General features: G+C 73.7%; 16 protein-coding genes. 12 read left to right on the top strand and 4 right to left on the bottom strand.

What is annotated here, in order from left to right:
- Nucleotides 1–33 precede the first annotated feature (33 nt).
- Genes GCU69_RS16650 through GCU69_RS16635 form a run of 4 tightly spaced genes read left to right on the top strand, consistent with a single transcriptional unit; the run spans nucleotide 34 to nucleotide 4901 of the window.
- The gene (locus tag GCU69_RS16650) at nucleotides 34–627 is read left to right on the top strand and encodes a 2Fe-2S iron-sulfur cluster-binding protein (protein WP_156206502.1); all 594 of its coding nucleotides are present in this window, start codon (nucleotides 34–36) and stop codon (nucleotides 625–627) included.
- Complete coding sequence (locus tag GCU69_RS16645; RefSeq protein ID WP_098750490.1) at nucleotides 624–1634, top strand: FAD binding domain-containing protein; 1011 nt, start codon at nucleotides 624–626, stop codon at nucleotides 1632–1634. Before GCU69_RS16650 ends, GCU69_RS16645 begins: the two co-directional genes overlap by 4 nt.
- Complete coding sequence (locus tag GCU69_RS16640; RefSeq protein ID WP_156206501.1) at nucleotides 1631–3778, top strand: xanthine dehydrogenase family protein molybdopterin-binding subunit; 2148 nt, start codon at nucleotides 1631–1633, stop codon at nucleotides 3776–3778. The genes GCU69_RS16645 and GCU69_RS16640 overlap by 4 nt, the downstream gene beginning before the upstream one ends.
- The gene (locus tag GCU69_RS16635; protein ID WP_156206500.1) at nucleotides 3771–4901 is read left to right on the top strand and encodes an XdhC family protein; all 1131 of its coding nucleotides are present in this window, start codon (nucleotides 3771–3773) and stop codon (nucleotides 4899–4901) included. The genes GCU69_RS16640 and GCU69_RS16635 overlap by 8 nt, the downstream gene beginning before the upstream one ends.
- Before the next feature lie 305 nt (nucleotides 4902–5206).
- Here GCU69_RS16635 and GCU69_RS16630 read toward each other — a convergent pair whose 3' ends face one another.
- Complete coding sequence (locus GCU69_RS16630) at nucleotides 5207–8098, bottom strand: nSTAND1 domain-containing NTPase (RefSeq protein WP_156206499.1); 2892 nt, start codon at nucleotides 8096–8098, stop codon at nucleotides 5207–5209.
- Between the two features lie 391 nt (nucleotides 8099–8489).
- Between GCU69_RS16630 and GCU69_RS16625 the strand changes: the two genes are divergently transcribed.
- From GCU69_RS16625 to GCU69_RS16605, 5 genes are all read left to right on the top strand, one after another.
- Nucleotides 8490–8711 carry a hypothetical protein gene (locus GCU69_RS16625; protein ID WP_098750486.1) on the top strand — a complete coding sequence of 74 codons (222 nt, stop codon included), beginning with the start codon at nucleotides 8490–8492 and terminating at the stop codon, nucleotides 8709–8711.
- Between the two features lie 84 nt (nucleotides 8712–8795).
- Nucleotides 8796–9317 (top strand): MauE/DoxX family redox-associated membrane protein, encoded by a 522-nt coding sequence (locus GCU69_RS16620; RefSeq protein ID WP_170315870.1) that lies wholly within the window; start codon nucleotides 8796–8798, stop codon nucleotides 9315–9317.
- Nucleotides 9318–9331: 14 nt separating this feature from the next.
- Entirely contained in the window at nucleotides 9332–9889 is a 558-nt protein-coding gene (locus tag GCU69_RS16615; RefSeq protein WP_156206497.1) for a TlpA family protein disulfide reductase, read from the top strand.
- A gap of 4 nt (nucleotides 9890–9893) precedes the next feature.
- The gene (locus GCU69_RS16610; RefSeq protein ID WP_156206496.1) at nucleotides 9894–11702 is read left to right on the top strand and encodes an ABC transporter ATP-binding protein; all 1809 of its coding nucleotides are present in this window, start codon (nucleotides 9894–9896) and stop codon (nucleotides 11700–11702) included.
- Nucleotides 11702–12208 (top strand): S26 family signal peptidase, encoded by a 507-nt coding sequence (locus GCU69_RS16605; RefSeq protein WP_098750482.1) that lies wholly within the window; start codon nucleotides 11702–11704, stop codon nucleotides 12206–12208. The genes GCU69_RS16610 and GCU69_RS16605 overlap by 1 nt, the downstream gene beginning before the upstream one ends.
- Before the next feature lie 372 nt (nucleotides 12209–12580).
- On the opposite strand, the gene GCU69_RS16600 is transcribed toward GCU69_RS16605, so the two are convergent.
- Together GCU69_RS16600 and eno are read right to left on the bottom strand one after the other, a co-directional pair.
- Complete coding sequence (locus GCU69_RS16600; protein WP_156206495.1) at nucleotides 12581–13324, bottom strand: SDR family oxidoreductase; 744 nt, start codon at nucleotides 13322–13324, stop codon at nucleotides 12581–12583.
- 807 nt (nucleotides 13325–14131) lie between these two features.
- Nucleotides 14132–15439, bottom strand: coding sequence for a phosphopyruvate hydratase (gene eno / locus GCU69_RS16595; RefSeq protein ID WP_156206494.1), 1308 nt, complete (start codon nucleotides 15437–15439; stop codon nucleotides 14132–14134).
- 175 nt (nucleotides 15440–15614) lie between these two features.
- On the opposite strand from eno, the gene GCU69_RS16590 reads away from it, so the two are divergent.
- Complete coding sequence (locus GCU69_RS16590) at nucleotides 15615–16040, top strand: MarR family winged helix-turn-helix transcriptional regulator (protein WP_098754875.1); 426 nt, start codon at nucleotides 15615–15617, stop codon at nucleotides 16038–16040.
- Between the two features lie 33 nt (nucleotides 16041–16073).
- Here the strand turns inward: GCU69_RS16590 and GCU69_RS16585 are convergent, their stop codons facing one another.
- Nucleotides 16074–16730 carry a TetR/AcrR family transcriptional regulator gene (locus GCU69_RS16585; protein WP_235978519.1) on the bottom strand — a complete coding sequence of 219 codons (657 nt, stop codon included), beginning with the start codon at nucleotides 16728–16730 and terminating at the stop codon, nucleotides 16074–16076.
- 171 nt (nucleotides 16731–16901) lie between these two features.
- Between GCU69_RS16585 and GCU69_RS16580 the strand changes: the two genes are divergently transcribed.
- Nucleotides 16902–17975, top strand: a complete 1074-nt coding sequence (locus GCU69_RS16580; RefSeq protein WP_156206492.1) for a hypothetical protein — start codon at nucleotides 16902–16904, stop codon at nucleotides 17973–17975.
- A 157-nt stretch (nucleotides 17976–18132) separates the two neighbouring features.
- Complete coding sequence (locus GCU69_RS16575) at nucleotides 18133–18849, top strand: VanZ family protein (RefSeq protein ID WP_156206491.1); 717 nt, start codon at nucleotides 18133–18135, stop codon at nucleotides 18847–18849.
- Nucleotides 18850–18854: the final 5 nt, after the last annotated feature.

Below are 18854 nucleotides of genomic sequence, written 5' to 3'. Positions count from 1 at the left end.
GAAGCTGTCACCAGACACCAGAGAAGGCTGACCATGGCCCCAGCACCCTCCTCGACGTCCAGCGCTGTCACCCTGAACATCAACGGCGAGCAGCACCAACTGACCGTCGACCACCGCACCACCCTGCTCGACGCCCTGCGCGAGCGCCTCGATCTCACCGGCACCAAGAAGGGCTGCGACCACGGGCAGTGCGGCGCCTGCACCGTCCTGGTCGACGGACGCCGCGCTGTTTCCTGTCTGAACCTCGCCGTCGCCGCCGAGGGGCGCGAGATCACCACCATCGAGGGCATGGCCGAGGGCGGCCAACTGCACCCCGTCCAGCAGGCGTTCCTCGACCTCGACGGCTACCAGTGCGGCTACTGCACTCCAGGCCAGATCTGCTCGGCGATCGCCGTCATCGAGGAGCACGCGGCCGGCTGGCCCAGCGCCGCCACCGACGACGTGCGACCCGAGGCCGGCCCGCCGGCCCTGACCCCCGACGAGATCCGCGAGCGGATGAGCGGCAACCTGTGCCGCTGCGGCGCCTACGTCTCCATCGTCCAGGCCGTCACCCGCGCCGCCGAGGACCACGAGGCCGCCGCGCGCGAGGACGACCGGGCCGAGACGGTGAAGGGGGCGGCCGCGTGAAGGAGTTCGGATACCAGCGCGCCGACGACGTCTCCGGCGCGGTGGCGCTGCTCGCCGCCGACCCGGACGCCCGCTTCCTCGGCGGCGGCACCAACCTCGTCGACCTCATGAAGACCGGCGTCGAGCGCCCCACCCGCCTCGTCGACATCCGCGGGCTGCCCCTGGACACCGTCGAGGAGACCGCGGACGGCGGCCTGCGCATCGGCGCCACCGTCACCAACAGCGACCTCGCCGCCCACCCCGGCGTGCGGCGCCGCTACCCCGCGCTGGCCCAGGCCGTCCTGGCCGGTGCCTCCGGCCAGCTGCGGAACATGGCCACCGTCGGCGGCAATCTGCTCCAGCGCACCCGCTGCGGCTACTTCACCGACCTGAGCAAGCCCTGCAACAAGCGCGCCCCCGGCAGCGGCTGCTCCGCCGTCACCGGCGAGCACCACAACCACGCCGTGCTGGGCGCCTCGGACCACTGCGTGGCCGTGCACCCCTCGGACATGGGCGTGGCCCTTGCCGCCTTCGACGCCGTCGTCCGCTACGAAACCCTCGACGGCCCCGGGGGCACCCCCGCCGCGGGAGAGCTGCCGCTCGCCGACTTCTACCTCCCCGTCGGGGACACCCCGCACCGGGAGACCGCCCTGCCGCCCGGCGCGCTGATCACCGGCGTCACCCTGCCGCCCGCCCCGGTCGCCGCCCGCTCCCGCTACCGCAAGGTGCGCGAGCGCGCCTCGTACGCCTTCGCGATCGGCTCCGTCGCCGCCGCGCTCGGCATCGAGGACGGCGTCGTGACCGAGGCCCGGCTGGCCTTCGGCGCGGTCGCCTCGCGGCCCTGGCGGGCCCACGCGGCCGAGGCCGTGCTCACCGGGGCACCGGCCGCCGGCGACACCTTCGCCGCCGCCGCGGACGCCGAACTCGCGGCCGCCCGGCCACTGCCCGACAACGGATACAAGGTGACCCTGATGCGCAACCTCGCGGTGGCCGTCCTGACCGAACTCGCCGAGGAGGCCGCCCGATGACCACCGCCACGACCGGCCGCACGGCGCTCCGGGGCGTCGTCGGCACCGCGCACACCCGCGTCGAGGGCCGCGACAAGGTCACCGGAGCGGCCCGCTACGCGGGCGAGATCCCCTTCGCCGGCCTCGCGCACGGCTGGCTCGCGCTGTCCACCGTCGCCCGCGGCCGCATCCGCTCCCTCGGCACCGAGTCGGTCCTCGGCATGCCGGGCGTGCTCGCCGTCCTGCACCACGGCAACGCCCCGCGCGTCGACACCCACTACATCGGCGCGCTGGGTTTCCCGCCGGACCCCACCGCCGCCCTCTTCCAGCAGGACCGGGTGCACCATGTGGGCTGGCCGGTCGCCCTCGTCGTCGCCGAGACCCCCGAGCAGGCCCGGGAGGCCGCCGAGGCCCTCGTCGTCGAGTACGACGTGGAACCGCACGACACCCGGCTCACCGCCGGCCACCCCGGCGCCCACCCGGCCGACGGGGTCCTGCCCGCCGTGACCGGGAAGGGAGACCTGACGGCCGGACTCGCCGCCTCCGCCGTCGTGGTCGACGAGGAGTACACCACTCCCGAAGAGCACCACAGCATGATGGAGCCGCACGCCGCCACGGCCCTCTGGGACGGCGGCCGGCTGGAGGTCGTCGACTCCAACCAGGGCACCACCTGGGTCCAGAGCGAACTGGCGAAGATGTTCTCCCTCGACGAGTCCGCGGTGCGGGTGCGCTCCGAGCACATCGGCGGCGGCTTCGGCAGCAAGGGCCTGCGCGCCCACCAGGTCGCCGCCGTGATGGCCGCGACCGAGCTGCAGCGGCCGGTGCGGGTGGTCATGACGCGGCGCCAGATGTTCTCGCTGGCCGGCTACCGCAGCCCCACCACGCAGCGGGTCCGGCTCGGCGCCGACGCCGACGGCCGGCTGCGCGCCCTGGAACACCGCGCGCTGAGCCAGACGTCCACCGTCCACGAGTTCGTCGAGCCCAGCGCGGGCGTGGCCCGGGTGATGTACGACGCCGGCGCCCACCACACCGCCAACCACGTCGTACCGCTCGACGTGCCGTCCCCGACGTTCATGCGCGCGCCGGGCGAGGCCCCCGGGTCCTTCGCGATCGAGTCGGCCCTCGACGAACTCGCCGAGCGCTGCGGGATCGACCCGGTGGAACTGCGCCTGCGCAACGAGCCCGCGGCCGGGCCGGTCTCCGGCCTGCCGTTCAGCAGCCGCAACCTGGACGCCTGCTTCCGCGAGGGAGCCCGGCGGTTCGGCTGGGCCGGGCGCGACCCGCGCCCCGGGACGCGCCGCGACGGCCGCTGGCTGCTGGGCACGGGCACGGCCGCCGCCTCCTTCCACGCGGGGGCCGGCCCCTCCACGGCCGCGGTGACCGCGGAGGCGGACGGCGGCTTCACCGTGCGGATCTCCGCGGCCGACCTCGGCACCGGCGCCCGTACGGCACTCACCCTGGTCGCCGCCGACGCCCTGGAGGTCGCGCCCGACCGGGTCCGGGTCCGGATCGGCGACAGCGACTTCGGCCCCGCCACGATCGCGGGCGGCTCGATGGGCACCCGTTCCTGGGCCTGGGCGGTCACGGAGGCGGGCCGCGAACTGCGGGAGCGGCTGGCTCCGGGCACGGCGATCCCGCCGGAGGGCATCACCGTACGGTCCGACACCACCGCCCTGGTCGGCGCCCTCGCCCAGAAGGAACGGCATTCCTTCGGGGCGCAGTTCGCCGAGGTCGCCGTCGACACCGCCACCGGAGAGGTCAGGGTGCGCCGCATGCTGGGCATCTTCGCGGCAGGCCGGATCGTCAACCCGCTCACCGCCCGCAACCAGCTCGTGGGCGGCATGGTCTGGGGCATCTCCATGGCCCTGCACGAGGAGGCGGTACGGGACCGGGCGAGCGGCGGCCTCTACGCCCCCGACCTCGCCGGCTACCACGTGGCCACCAACGCCGACGTGGGCGACATCCGGGCGGACTGGGTGGACGACCCCGACCCGGACGACCCGGTCGGCATCAAGGGGGTCGGCGAGATCGGCATCGTGGGCGCCGCGGCGGCCGTCGCCAACGCCGTGGCGCACGCGACCGGCGTGCGCCACCGCCACCTGCCGATCCGGCCGGACCGGGTGCTGTCGGCCGCGGCCGCGAGGACGGGAGCGGCCGGTGCTTGACATCGCCGGAGAGCTGGACTGCTGGCTCGCCGACGGCCGGGAGTTCGCCGTCGCCACGGTCGTCTCCGTCGGCGGCAGCGCGCCGCGCGGACCCGGCGCCGCCCTCGCCGTCGACAGCGGCGGCACCGTGATCGGCTCGGTCTCCGGCGGCTGTGTCGAGGGCGCGGTGTACGAGCTGTGCGCCGCCGCCCTGCGCAGCGGCGAGACGGTGCGCGAACGGTTCGGCTACAGCGACGAGGACGCCTTCGCCGTCGGACTGACCTGCGGCGGCACCATCGACGTGATGGTCACACCGGTCGGCGCGGAGGCGTCGGGGCGGGAGGTGTTCCGGGCGGCGCTGGCGACCGCCGCCCGGGGCGGGACCGCGGCCCTCGCCCGCGTCGTCGAGGGGCCGGCCGGACTCCTGGGCCGGGCGCTGCTCGTCCACCCGGACGGCGCGCACGAAGGCGGTCTCGGCGGCCACCCGGACCTGGACCGCACGGCGGTGGCCGAGGCCCGGGCCCTGCTGGACGCCGGCCGCACCGGCACGGTCCGTCTCTCCGCGGACGGCTCGCACTGCCCCGGCGGGCTCACGTTGCTCGTCGAGTCCAGCGTGCCGCCGCCCCGCATGATCGTCTTCGGGGCGGTCGACTTCGCCGCGGCCCTCGTGCGGGCCGGCAAGTTCCTCGGCCACCACGTCACCGTGTGCGACGCCCGGCCCGTCTTCGCCACCCGGGCCCGCTTCCCCGAGGCCGACGAGGTCGTCGCCGACTGGCCGCACCGCTATCTGCGGGAGACCCGGACGGACGAACGAACGGTGCTGTGCGTGCTCACCCACGACGCCAAGTTCGACGTACCGCTGCTGACGGAGGCGCTGCGGATGCCGGCCGCGTTCGTCGGGGCGATGGGCTCGCGCCGCACCCACGCGGACCGCGACCGGCGGCTGCGCGAGGCCGGTCTGACCGAACGTGAGCTGTCCCGGCTGCGCTCACCGATCGGCCTGGACCTCGGCGCCCGCACCCCCGAGGAGACGGCGCTGTCCATCGCGGCGGAGATCGTCGCCACCCGCCGCGGCGGCACGGGCGTACCCCTGACGGGCGGCGCCTCCCCGATCCACCGGGACCTGACGGGGGCGGCGGCCTGAGACGGCCGGGCGGTCCCGTGCCCGGCGCGGGCTGGGGACCGCCCCGCCGGCGTGCGAACCGCACCCCGTTCGTCCCCCCGGGCCTTCGGCGGAGGCGTGAGCAGCGGAGGGCCCCGTGACCGCCGGCGGCGGCGTGCCGCGGAAACGGCCGGGGGGCGCGCGGCCGACGGCCGGAAGCGGTCCGCCGGACGCGCCGGTGGCAGGTCCGCAACCCCGGTGCGCCGCGGGCGCGGAAATCCCGCTCCGTGCCGCCGGCGGCGGGTTCGCGGTCCGCGCCGGACGCCGCGGGGGGCGCCCGGCACCTGTCAGCCGCAGGGAGGCTTGTACGGGATGCCGCCCAAGTACCGGGCCCACTGCTCCCGGGACAGCGGAGGCCCCGCGGCGTCGCAGGCACCGCTGATCAGCCGGGAGAAGTCGGTGGGCAGCACCCGCAGCCTCCCGTCGAAGGCGCCGGACACCAGCGACCGGCCGTCGGGCGTGAACCGCAGGGCGAGCACCGCCGTGCTGTAGCCCGTGAGCACGGCCCGCAGCACCGGCCTCTCGGGGACGTCCACGGTCCACATCCGTGCCGTACGGTCGTCGCTCCCCGCAGCGAGGGTGCGGCCGTCGGCGCTGAAGGTCACATCGCCGACGGCGTCGGACTGGCCGTCCAACCGGGCCAGTTCCCCGGGCCGGTCCCCGACGCCGACGCGCCACAGCTTCACCGGGTGCGGCCCGGCGCCGGACGTGGCCAGCACATCCGCGCGCGGGCTGAAGGCGACGGAGAACGTGCTGTCGGTGTGCGCGCGCCACGTCGCGCGCTTCGCCGGCCGCTCCGTGGACTCCAGGTCCCACACGATGACGCGCTCGTCGTCACCACCCGCCGTCGCGAGCAGCCTTCCGTCCCGGTTGAAGGCGACCGAACGGATCGCGTCGGAATGGGCGCGCAGGGTGGCTCCCCGCTCCGGTGCCTGGAGGTCGCCCGCCTTCCACAGCACGGCCTTGCGGTCGTTGCCCGCGCTCACCAGCGTGTCACCGGACGGGCTGAAGGCCAGCGCGCGCACAGCGTCCGTGTGGGCCTTGACGGAGGACAGCGGCCTCGGCTTCCGGGGATCGGTGATGTCCCACAGCCGCACCGTCCCGCCGGTGTCCGCCGTGGCCAGGGCCCCTCCCGTCGGTCGCATGGCGATCGCCACCACCGCGCTGTCGTGTCCGCTGATGGTCGCGAGGCTCAGGGGGCGCCGGGGGTCGGTGATGTCCCACAGCCGGACCGTGCGGTCCCGGCTGCCGGTGGCGAGGGTTCTCCCGTCCGGGCTGACGCCCAACGCGTACATCTGGGCGTTGTGGCCCGTCCACATGGTCGTGAGGGTGCTGAGGAGCACGTCACGGCTGCCGCGCTCCGGTCTCAGGCGATACGCCGTGAGGCTCAGCTGCATGGCCAGACCCGGCGCCGTCGGGTACAGCCGGGACGCTTCCGAGCTGACGTTGAGCGCCACGGCGGCGTTCCGCTGCGTCGTCAGCTGCCGGTTGGCGCGTGCGGCGAGGACGCTCGTCACCGTGGTCGCCAGCAGCAGCACCGTGATCACGACGGTCAGCAGCCGCCGGCCGGTCCGCCGACGGGCGGCCGCCGCGGTCTCGGTGGCCTCGGCCGCGAGGCTCGCCTCGAGGAAGGCTCTCTCCCGCGCCGTGAGTCCGGCCTTGTCCCCGTCCGCCAGCGGACGCGCTTCGTCCAGCCGTGCGCCGCGGTAGAGCGCACCCCTGTCCTCGCCGAGAAGTTCCCAGGCCGCGGCGGCCTCGGTCAGCTGACGGTGGACGCGCAGCTGCTGACGGTTCTCCGACAGCCACCGCCGGAACCGGGGCCAGCCCCGGATGAGGGCCTCGTGGGTGATTTCCAGCCGCGGTCCGTCGACCGTGATGAGGCGTGCGGCGGTGGCGCGTTCGATGACCGCCGTGGTGTCGGCGTCCTGGCCGGCTTCGCTCCGGTCGATACGGCGCTTGGTGTCCTCCGTGCCCTCGCCGGGGCTGGTGAGCCTGAGGAAGAGCTGGCAGGCGATGCGTTGCCGGCTCGGACCGAGGCCCTCGTAGAACTGCTCCGCGGTGCGGCTGAGCGCACCTTCGAGGGAGCCGGCCGCCTGGCACGCCGCCAGCGTGAGCACGTTGCCGCGCCGGCGTTTCCAGGTTTCCAGCAGCGTGTGGGAGAGCAGCGGCAGGACGCCGGCGTGCTGGTGGGCCTCGGCCGTCAGATGGACGACGAGCCGCCCCTCGACCCGGCAGTTCGCACGGATGGCGGGCTGGGTGATGGCGCGGTGCAGTTCCTCGGCGCTCATCGGGCCGAGCGTGACCATCGCGTCCCGCAGGGCGTCGACCAGGTCGGCGTGTTCGGCGCAGTGCGCGTAGAAGTCGGCTCTGACGCCCAGCACGATCCGGCATCTGCTGCTGCTCGCGCGTGCGGCGTGGACGAGGGCCGCGATGAACTGCCGCTGTTCGTCGCGGTCGCCGCAGAGCGTGAACACCTCCTCGAACTGGTCCACCACCAGGACGACGTCCGTCTGCGGGCTGTCGCCGGCCACGATCCGGCGCAGTGTGCGGTGCAGGTTCTCCGGCGCGGCCTGGAACTCCTGGAACAGATGGCCGGGCGTGGTGTTCGCCGGCTCCGCCAGACGGACGGCCAGTTCCTCCAGCGGGCTGACGCCCGGCGTGAAGACCACGGTGTGCCGGGGCCCGGATCGCAGCCGGGGCAGCAGACCGGCCCGCAGCAGAGAGGACTTGCCGGCCCCCGAGGCCCCGAAGACGGCGATGAACCGGTCCTCGGCCAACCGCCGCAGCAGGTCTTCGACGACTCGTTCGCGGCCGAAGAACCACTGGCTGTCGTCGCGTTGATAGGCGGCGAGTCCGGGATACGGCGCCCGTTCACCGGGGGCGTCCGCCGGTGTCCGCGCGGCTTCGCTGTCGGACAGTTCCGTGGTGGCGCTGTGCCAGCGGGCCTCCCACCACTGGGTGTTGCCGCCGCACGCGCGGACGTAGGCCAGTGTCACCTCCAAGGAGGGCAGCTTCCGGCCCGCCGCCGCGCTCGACAGGGTGGCCACCGAGTAGTGCGCCCGTGCCGCCATGGCCCGGTACGGCGGGCTCCCCGAGGCGTCACGCAGTGCGCGCAGATCGGCGGCGAACTTCAGTACGGTGCCGTCTCCCTCGGCGAGGGGCAGCTCTTTGCGTGGCATGTCTCCCCGTTCCCCCGTTGTACCCGGTGTCCCCCTGGAGGACGCATTTCACCCGTCTTCACCTCCATGCCCGTAATGGACGTGATGGCAGCCCGCTTCTCCGCAGGCGTCGGGAGCGGCCCGTCGCCCGGAGCCGCGCCGCACGCGGCGGCCCGTTGTCCGGCGGTGATTTTTCACCGTCCGCGGACCGGCGCCTGACATCCCCCGGCGGTCCTGCGCCGCCCGGCACCCCTGCCCGCCGGCAAGTCCCAGCTCAGCACCGGTGACGACGGCTTTCCGCCCGGTCGGTGTTGTTCCGCTTTGTCTGTTCACGGCACGCGCTGTGACACCGGACAACCGGGGGCGGGCTAGACAGGCTCTGTCCACATCCGACCCACGAGGGAGAAAGAACATGCAGAGCATTTCGCTGCTGGGCGACCGGCTGCTCGGCGTCCTGGCCCCCAACCGGAGTGCCCAGGCACAGGCGTCCGGGGCGCAGGCCTGCTGGATCGAGCAGACCGTCTGCGACCCGAACTGCCCCTTCTGGTACTGGAAGGAAGTCTCCTACTGGCGGTGCGACGACGGCTACCGGTTCACGACCGAGACCGGCTGCACCGACTCCGACGACTGCTGACCCGTACCACACACAGTGAGTGACGGGCCGTGTCTCCGCCCTCCCGGAGGAGGCACGGCCCCGTTCGTCCCGGGGATGAGCCTGATGGACTACGTACTGATTTCCTGTCGTGCCCTGATCGGCACGGTCTTCCTGCTGTCCGCCGTGGGAAAGATCCGCGGACGCCGGAGGTACACCGATTTCGTCACCGCCGTACGCGGCCTCGCACCGGGCCTGCCGGCGCGCGGGGTGGCGCCCGCCGTCATCGCCGCCGAGGCGGCCGTCGTCGTACTGCTGCTCCGCACGGAGTCCGCCGCCCCGGGATTCGTGGTGGCGCTGGGGCTTCTGGCCGCGTTCACCGCGGCCATCGGCGCCGCCGTGGCCAAGGACCGGCGGGTGGCGTGCCAGTGTTTCGGCGCGTCCTCGGCGCCGGTCGGCGCGGCCCACCTGGTCCGTAACGGGGTGCTTCTCGCCGCGGCCGCGTCCGGTCTCGCGGCAGCGCTCGGCGGCACGGCCACCGGCCTGCGAGCCGAGGTCGTTCTCACGGCGCTGGCGACCGGCGTCGCCGTCGCCGTCATGACGTCGTTCACCGACGACATCGCCCACCTGTTCCGACCGCTCGACTGACGGGGGAGACACCCATGGCATTCGTCATCGCACTCACGGTCCTCTTCGGGGCACTGTCCCTTTTCAACATCGTCCTCACCGTCGGCCTCGTACGGCGGATCCGGGGCATGGACGCCGGGCCGTCCCCCGTCACCGCTCCACCAGCCGGCCTGCCGGCCGTCATGCGTACCGCAGGCGGGCAGGTGGAGGCGTTCGAGAGCGTGACGGTGCGCGGCGAGACCGTCTCCGAGCGGTTCCTTTCGCGGGGCCCGGTGCTGGCCGGGGTGTTCGCCCACGGCTGCTCGGCCTGCCATGAACTCCTTCCCGGCTTTCTCTCCCTCATCGAGTCCGAGGGCTACAGCCGTGACCGGGTCCTGGTGACCCTGGTGGGCCGGCCCGCCGAACTCGCGGACGACGTGCGGCAGCTGGACCCGGTGGCCACGGTGGTCGTCGAGGGGCGCCGGGGGACGGTGGCGCGGGCGCTCGGCGTCAAGGCGTACCCGGCGCTGGCAGTGATCGACGCGGGCGGCACCGTCCGCGCCTCGGGCCCGGGCATCGACAGCCTGAGCGCCGCCGTCACCGAGAGCGTGTGAACCGGTGCGTGGCATCCTCCGGGCGCTGGGCCTGACCTGGCGGGCCGCCAGAAAGCACACCTGCACCCTGGTGGTCCTCAACCTCCTCAGTGCCCTCGTTCCGGTCCTGACCACCTGGCTGACCAAGCTGCTCATCGACGTGGTCGCCCACGAGCGCGACGGCTCCGTCGACCGGGTCGTCCCGCTGGGAGCCGCGCTCGCCGCCGCCGGTGTCGTGGGCGGGCTGCTGCCGCACTCCGTCCAGTACGCCACCAAGGAAGTGGAGCGCCGCGTGGGCCTGCTGGCCCAGCAGCGGCTGTACGAGGCCACCGGCCGCTTCGTCGGGCTGGGACGGCTGGAGGACCCCGTCTTCCTCGACCGGCTGCGGCTGGCCCAGCAACACGGCGGTGCGACCCCGGGTGTCGTGGTCTCGGCGGTCCTCTCCGTCGTGCGGGCCGTCGTCATGGCGCTGGGTTTCCTCGGTTCCCTCGCGCTGCTGGCCTGGTGGCTGCCGGTCGTGATCGCCGTCTCCGTGGCCCCGGTGCTGGCCGTGGAGCTGTGGCTGGCCAAGCGCCGCGCCGAAACCCACTGGCGGCTCGGCCCCACCGAACGCCGCGAGTTCTTCTACCGGGAACTGCTGACGAACCTGCAGGCGGCCAAGGAGATACGGCTGTTCGGCATCGGCGGCCATCTGCGGGACCGAATGACTTCCGAGCGCCGCAAGATCAACGACGGACGGGCCCGCCTGGACCGGCGCGAGCTTTTGGCCCAGTCACTCGCCGGATTCGCCACGGCCGGATGCGCGGGGCTGACAGTGCTCTGGGCGGCCGTGGCGGCGGCGGAGGGCCGCATCAGCATCGGCGATGTGTCCCTGCTCATCGCCTCGGTCGTCGGCGTGCAGTCGGCCGGCGCCGGCATGATGCGCGACATCGCCCGCTCGCACCACCAACTGCTGATGTTCCGGCACTTCCTCGCCGTCGTCGACAGCGAACCCGACCTGGCCCTGCACCCGTCCCCGGCGTCCGTCCCGCCACTGGTCCGCGGCATCGAGTTCCGCGACGTGTGGTTCCGCTACTCGCCCGAACAGCCCTGGGCGCTGCGCGGCGTGAGCTTCACCGTGCACCGCGGTCAGGTGCTCGGACTGGTCGGCCGCAACGGCGCCGGCAAGAGCACCGTCATCAAGCTCCTGTGCCGGATGTACGACGTCGAGCGGGGGGCGATCCTCTGGGACGGGGTCGACATCCGCGAGATGGACCCCGCCCAACTGCGCCGGCGGACCGGCGCCGTATTCCAGGACTTCATGAAGTACGACCTGACCGTCTCGGAGAACATCGCGCTGGGAGACCTGCCCGGCGCCTCCCCGGAACGGATCACCGCCGCCTCCGCCGAGGCGGGTGCCCACAGCTTCGTCACGGAGCTGCCCGGGCGCTACGACACCCTGCTCTCGCGCATCTTCTTCCACGGCGACGACGCGCAGGCCACGCGAGGGGTCACCCTGTCGGGCGGTCAGTGGCAACGCCTTGCCATCGCCCGCGCCTATCTCCGCGGGGACCGGGATCTGCTGATCCTCGACGAACCGAGTTCCGGGCTCGACGCGGAGGCCGAGGCGGAGATCCACCAGGGCCTGACCCGCTACCGGCAAGGGCGTACCAGCGTGCTCATCTCCCACCGGCTCGGTTCCCTGCGTGCCGCGGACATGCTGCTGGTGATCGAGGACGGCCGGGTGATCGAGCGGGGAAGCCACGAACAGCTCATGGCGAAGGCGGGACGGTATTCCGTGATGTTCGAGGCGCAGGCCCGGGGCTACCGCGGCGAGCCCGCCGAGGTGCGGTGATGGGCCCCGCGGAGGTGACCGGCGCGCTGCTCCTGACGGCTCTCGTGACAGCGGTGGCCGCCCTGCGCTGGATACGTCGCAACATCACGGTCGTACGGGTGGTCGGCCCCAGCATGCGCCCGGTGCTCCGTGAGGGTGACAAGGTGATCGCCCGCCGCGTTCACGCGTCGGCGCTGCGCACCGGTGATGTGGCCGTGTTGCACACGGCGACGGGCCTTCGTATGACGACAGGGTCCGCCGTACGGCACCTTCCCGTCATCAAGCGGGTGGCCGCGCTTCCCGGCGACCCCGTCCCGGAAGCGATCCGGACCCGGCTGCCGGCCCCGGAAGCGCTGCCCGGCACCGTGCCGGCCGGATGTCTCCTGGTGCTCGGGGACAACCCGGAGCAGAGCGTCGACTCCCGGGACTACGGCCTGCTGTCCCTCGACACGGTGGAGGGCAGAGTGGTACGGAAACTCAGGACGCAGCCGGAGGTGAAGCAGGGGCGGAGCCGGAGCCGGAGGTGAAGCAGGGGCGGAGCCGGAGCAGGGGGCGAAGCAGGGGGCGGAGCCGGAGGTGGGGCAGGCGGGGAGCCGGAGCCGGAGGTGAAGCAGGGGCCGAGCCGGAGCAGGGGGCGAAGCCGGAGCCGGAGGCGGGGCAGGAGCCGTGAACTCCCGGCACCGCGTCCCCACCGGCGCCGCACACGCCGAGCCCTGTGCCCCTGCCGCGCAACCCCCTCTCGCCGCCGCTCCGCGCCGCTCCGCCCTTCCCGTCTCTCTGCCGCTCCGCCCTCCGCGCCTCTCCGCCGCTCCACCCGTCCCGGCTCCCCGCCCTTCTCGCCTGCCTCCCCGCGCGCTCCGCAGCGCCGCGGCCGTCCCTGGCGTGACAGCAGCACGAGATCAGAGCTGGGTGACGCCTCCGTCCACGGGGAACTCGGCGCCGGTGGTGTACGTGGCGTCGAAGGCCAGGAACGCGGCCGCCCTGGCGACTTCGCCGGGGGTGCCGAACCGGTGCATGGGATTGTCCGCGACACGGTCCGCCTTGAACTGCTCGGCGGCCTCCGCGGTCATCGTCCGGTCCAGAGCGCCCGTGTCGACGGGACCCGGGCTGATCGCGTTGACCCGGATTCCGCGCGGAAGCAGCTCCCGGGAGAGGCTGCGGGCCATCGAGCGCAGCGCCGCTTTGCCGGCCGCGTAGACACTGGTCTCCAGCAGGCCGATGACGTTCGCGGCCGAGGTGGTGAGGACGACTCCGGCGCCCGGGCTCAGCAGCGGGGCGAGCTTCTGCACAGTGAAGTAGGCGCCCTTGACGTTGATCGCGAACAGTTCGTCGTACATCTCCTCCGTCGTCGACTCGAAGGGCGTGGGGCCTGCGATGCCGGCGTTGACGAACAGGCCCTCGACCGAGCCGAGTTCGTCCTTCACCCGGCCGGCCAGGGCGTCCAGGTCGGACAGCGAGGCCACATTGCCCGGGACGGCCACCGCGTTCGGTCCGAGCCGCTCCCGCGCGGCGTCGAGCGTGGCCCCGGAACGGCCGGTGATCACCACCCGGGCTCCGCCGTCCACCAGAAGCTTCGCCACCGCGAACCCGATGCCGCTGCCGCCGCCCGTGATCACTGCGTTCTTTTCGGTGTATTCACCCATGCCAGAATTCCTTGCTCTTCTCTGAAAAATCGGTGATGTGCCCGGTTTCCGCCGGCGCTGCGGGCCGGAAGACGCATGCGGTTCGAAAAAGCGTTCCGGAATTCCGCCCGTGTCAGCGCCGGGGGAGTTCGCCGCCGTCCACGACGGGCTTGCTCCCGGTCGGCCGGCTCGGCCGGCCGGAACACCCCTCGGCGAGTGCCTCGGCTCCGGCCCGTGTCCGTACGTCGGCCGTCACGACGTCGGCCCCTCCGGCACCGTGGTCGTCGCCGCCCCGGAGGGCATGGGCACGCCGGTGCCCGCGCCCAGGCGCCGGCGCGTCACGACGGCCGCGCCGGTACCGCGCGAACCATCGTGACCAGGGTCCGTTTTCCCGCGGGTTCCCGCGTTTCCGGCCCGTGCTCGATTTCCCGAGTTTCCGGCCCGTGCTCGATTGTGGTCATGCCAGTGGCCCTTCCGTTCACGTTCCGGTCCGCTCGACGGAAGAAGAACCGACGCGCGCCCGGCGTCCGTCTCCGGGAAACGTCGCCGGTCTCCGAGAAACCGCGGTGCGCGCCTCGTCGAGCTGTTTCACGGTAGGTACGGAACGCAACGGAAGGCAAAGACGAAATGTCATCGGGCGCTATAGGGAACGCCTATGGCGCCGGCCGGACCCCGGACCCGGACCCCGGACCGGACCCCGGACCGGCCGGTCGTCCCCGGGGGAGGCGTGGTCCGCAAGGGTGGACGGTCCGGGGCTGCCCGGCAGGCGGGCGGGCCTCCGGCCAGTGACCGGGGCCCGCCCGCGTGGTCTCCGCCTTCCGCCCGCTGTCACGCCCGGCGCAGTGCGGAGCGGCCCGCGAAGCGCGCCGAGGCGCCCAGCTCCTCCTCGATCCGCATGAGTTGGTTGTACTTCGCGGTGCGGTCGGAGCGGGAGAGCGAGCCGGTCTTGATCTGGCCGCAGCCGGTCGCGACCGCCAGATCCGCGATGGTCGTGTCCTCCGTCTCGCCCGAGCGGTGCGACATGACGGCGGTCCAGCCCGCCCGGTGGGCCGTGTCCACCGCGGCCAGCGCCTCGGTCAGGGTCCCGATCTGATTGACCTTGACCAGGACGGAGTTGCCGACGCCGGTGCGGATGCCTTCGCGCAGCAGCGTCTCGTTGGTGCAGAACACGTCGTCGCCGGTGAGCTGGCAGCGGTCGCCGACGCGGGCGGTCAGCTCGCGCCAGCCGTCCAGGTCGTTCTCGGCCATCGGGTCCTCGACGGAGACGATCGGGTAGGTGTCGATGAGCCCGGCCAGGTGGTCGGCGTGCTCGGACGGGGTGCGGCGCACGCCCTCGCCCGCGTAGTCGTACATCCCGTCGCGGAAGAACTCCGACGACGCCGGGTCCATGACCAGGCCGACGTCCGTACCGGGGCGGTAGCCGGTGCGCTCGATCGCGGCCGTCACGAAGTCGAGCGCCTCCTCAGCGGTGCGCAGCGCGGGCGCGAAGCCCCCCTCGTCGCCGACGGCCGTGGAATGCCCGGCGTCCAGCAGATCGCGGCGCAGGGTGTGGAAGATCTCGCTGCCCATCCGGACGGCTTCGGCGAAGGTGTCCGCGCCCACGGGCGCGATCATGAACTCCTGGTAGTCCAGCGGGTTGTCGGCGTGGGCGCCGCCGTTGACGATGTTCATCATCGGCAGCGGCAGGAGGCGGGCGCCGGCGCCGCCGAGGTGGCGGTAGAGGGGCCGGCGGTGGGCCGCCGCGGCGGCCTTGGCGGTGGCGAGGGACACGCCGAGGATCGCGTTGGCGCCGAGCCGGGACTTCGTGGCGGTGCCGTCGAGGGCGACCAGCGCGGCGTCGAGGCCCTCCTGGTCCGCCGCGTCCCGGCCGCGCACGGACGTCGCGATCTCTCCGTTGACGTGGGCCACCGCGCGGTCGACGCCCTTGCCGTGCCAGCGCGTGGGGTCCGCGTCGCGCAGTTCCACGGCCTCCCGGGCGCCGGTGGAGGCGCCGGAGGGGACGGCCGCGCGTCCCAGGGACCCGTCCGCCAGGACGACGTCGACCTCGACGGTGGGGTTGCCCCGGCTGTCGATGACGGGGCGGGCGGTGACGGTCTCGATGGCGGCGTCGACGGTTCCGACTGCCTTTGCGGACATGGGAGGTCCTTCCCGTTGTCGTGTGCCGCGGCCCCGGCTGCGACAACGCTGGCGCTGAGCCCGACAACGGCAAACCCTACAGCAATGCTGACCAGTTTTGCTGTGCAGTGTGGCTGTGCAGCATTGCTGTGCAGGTCAGCTGCCGGCCGTGTTGAGCAGCGAGGTAAAGTGCCCTATGCCCACCTCGGAAGCCGCCGCCATCGCCGCCGGACTGCGCGCCGCGATGAGCAAGCTCACCCGGCGCGTCAAACACGAGGACCGGATCCCGCTCGGCCAGGTCGCCGTGCTCGGCGTACTCGACCGCGACGGCGCCATGACCACCAGCGACCTCGCCGCCGATCAGCGCGTGCGCCCGCAGTCGATGGCCCGGGCGGTGGGGCTGCTCATGGAGCAAGGCCTGATCACGCGCCGGGCGCACCCCACGGACGGCCGCAAGTCGCTGGTCGAGCTGACGGACGCGGGCCGGGACGCGCTCGAGGCGGAGCGCGGCCGCAGGGTCGGCTGGCTCGCGCAGGCCATCGAGGACGAACTCACGGACGAGGAACGGGCGTTGCTGGCGCGGAGCGCCGCCCTGCTGGAGAGGCTCGCCGCGCGCCACTAGGGTCCCGGTGCGCGGCCTCCGGCCGTTGCGTGATCACGCCCGGGGCGGGGCCTGGGGGGCCGGTGTGCCGCCCTGCGGGCCGCGTCCGCGGACCAGCGGCAGGAAGACCTCGTCGGCGATCTCGGTGAGGACGGCGTCCGCAACGGCCGGGGTGCCGAGCGTCACGTACTCGTTGCGGAGCAGCGCCATCGGCACGTACGCGACCCGGGGGTGCAGTGCCTCCGGCGCGGCTTCGCCGCGGGCCACCGCCCGGCCGAGCAGGGTCAGCCATGCCGCCTCATGCGCGCCGTCCGCGGCCGGGTCGCGCAGCTGGGCCAGGAGTTCCGGAGTGCCGCCGGCCGCCGCGATCAGGCCGCGCAGGATCTCGCCGTACGGTGACGACCAGGTGCTGTTCGCGCGGCGCAGCATCTCCAGGGTGTCGCCGCGCAGCGAGCCGGTGTCCGGCGGCGCGGTCCGGGCGGCGGCCAGCCGGCGGTACGCAGCCACGCCGAGCGCGACGCGGTTCGGCCAGCGCCGGTACAGCGCGTTCTTGTTCGTCCCGGCCCGCCGGGCCACCTCGTCCATCGTCAGGCCCGGGACGCCGGACTCCCTCAGCACCTCGGCGGCCGCCCGCAGGATGGCCTCCTCCAGCGCGGCCCCGCGCCGCCGCGTCGACGCGGCCTGCCCCGGTTCCCTCCCGGCTCGTGCCACCGGCCGTCCCCTCTCGCCCCGCACAGCTGGATCTACGGTACGCATCGTACTTTCCGCCATGCCGCAAGTCTCGTTCCGCAATCCCGCCTGCCCGTTCCTGTGCGCACACAGGGTACGGTGAGTACCGTATAAGGTACGGCACGTACCGCAGAGCGTGAGGAGAGCACCGTCGTGCGCGTCTTCGGCATCACTTACGACACCGGCTTCACCACCGCGGGAACCACCACCCGCGAACCCTTCGACCCCGCCGTCGTCCGCCGCGAGATGCGGATCATCCGCGACGAGCTGGGCTGTGACGCCGTTCGCGTCACCGGCGGCGACCGCGACCGGCTCGAGACCGCCGCGCGGCACGCGGCCGACGCACAACTGGAGGTCTGGTACTCACCGTTCACCAACGGCCTCACCACCGCGGAACTCCTCGACTTTCTCGCCGACAGCGCCGGACGTGCCGAACGACTGCGCCGTTCAGGCGCCGAGGTCGTCTTCCTCACCGGCTCGGAGATCTCCCTCTTCACCGTCGGCCTGCTCCCCGGCGACACCTTCGAGGAACGCGCCGCGGTCCTCACCGACCCGCAGCAGCTGCGCGCCGCACTGCCCGGTCTTCCGGCCCGGGTCAACGCCGTCCTCGGCGAGGCGGTCACCGCGGTGCGGACCCGGTTCGGCGGCCGGATCGGGTATGCCTCACTTCCGTTCGAGGGCGTTGACTGGACGCCGTTCGACGTGGTCGCCACCGACGCCGGCTACCGCGACGCGCGGACCGCCGGCCGGCTCGCCGACGGCCTGCGGGCGCTCACCGCGCACGGCAAGCCGGCCGCGGTCACGGAGTTCGGCTGCACCACCTACCGGGGTGCCGCCGACGCCGGAGGCCGGGGCGACGCGGTGGTCGAGTGGGACGACCTCGCCCGTCCGGCGCGCTTCACCGGCCCCGTCACCCGTGACGAACAGGAACAAGCCGGCTACCTGCGTGATCTCCTCCGCGCCTTCGACCGGTCCGCCGTCGACGCGGCCTTCGTCAACACCTTCGCCCGCTACGACCTGCCGCACACGAGCACCGACGACGACCGCGATTTCGACAAGGCGTCCTTCGGCGTGGTCAAGGTGCTCGGCGGCGGCCGCACCGGTACGGCGTACCCGGGCCTGCCGTGGGAGCCGAAAGCCGCTTTCCACGCGCTGGCGGAGTACGGCCGCGGCCGGCCCCGCGCGAACTCCGGCCCGGCCGCGGCGGGTGACTCCGCGGCGGGGTGAGGCCGGGGCGGCCGCCGTCCGCGTCGGCAGCCCCGGCGCACCGCTCGATCGCGAGCCGGCGCGGGCCCGGCCGCACTCCGGCGCGGCGGTCCGCGTATCGCGGGCGTATCGAAAACCGCATACGCCCCCGCAACGGCCCGCCGTCTCCCATGGGGGCATGAACCACAACGCGTCCTCGCCGCCGCCGTCACCGCCCCGTCGCCGTACGCGCGGGCGCGCGACGCTCCTCGGCCTGGGAGTCCTCGCCCTGGCGGGCGCCGTGTTCGCCCTGCGCCGGCCACTCCTGATGTCCGCACCGATGTGCATGGCCGGGCGGTGGCAGGGCTGCTTCGGCACGTTCAACGGGGTGGTGCTCATGACGCTGGCCGCGCTGCCGCCGGCCGCGCTGGCGGCGTGGGCCCTGGCCCGCCGCCGGCGTGCCGCCGGGGGCGCGTCGGCGTGGCGGATGTCGCTGGCCGAGGTGGGCATGGTCCACGGCACGGTGCCCTTCGTGTGGATGACCATGATGCCGGGAGCCGAGGCCGGCACCGTCTCCGGCGGGGTGAGCCTGGTGCCGCTGCGGGACCTGCTGACGATGGGGCCGCTCGGGATCGCCGGGAACCTGCTGGTCTTCGCCGCGCTGGGATTCTTCGCCCCGGTCCGGTTCGCCGCGGTGGCGTCCCTGCCGCGGATCCTGGCGCTGGGGGCGGGCTGCTCGGTCCTGGTCGAAACCGCACAGTACGTCCTGCGGCTGGACCGGGTGTCCTCCGTGGACGACGTACTGGTCAACGCCGCGGGCGCCGCGCTGGCCGCCCTCGCGTCGCGCCGCTGGTGGCGCACCGCGGCCCGAGCGCCGTCGGACCGGCCTCGCCCCGCACCCGCACCGGCAGGCTGAGTCGT

This window comes from Streptomyces lycii (assembly GCF_009735685.1).
GTDB classification, from domain to species: Bacteria; Actinomycetota; Actinomycetes; order Streptomycetales; family Streptomycetaceae; genus Streptomyces; species Streptomyces lycii.
This window is presented reverse-complemented; position numbering and strand designations above follow the sequence as displayed.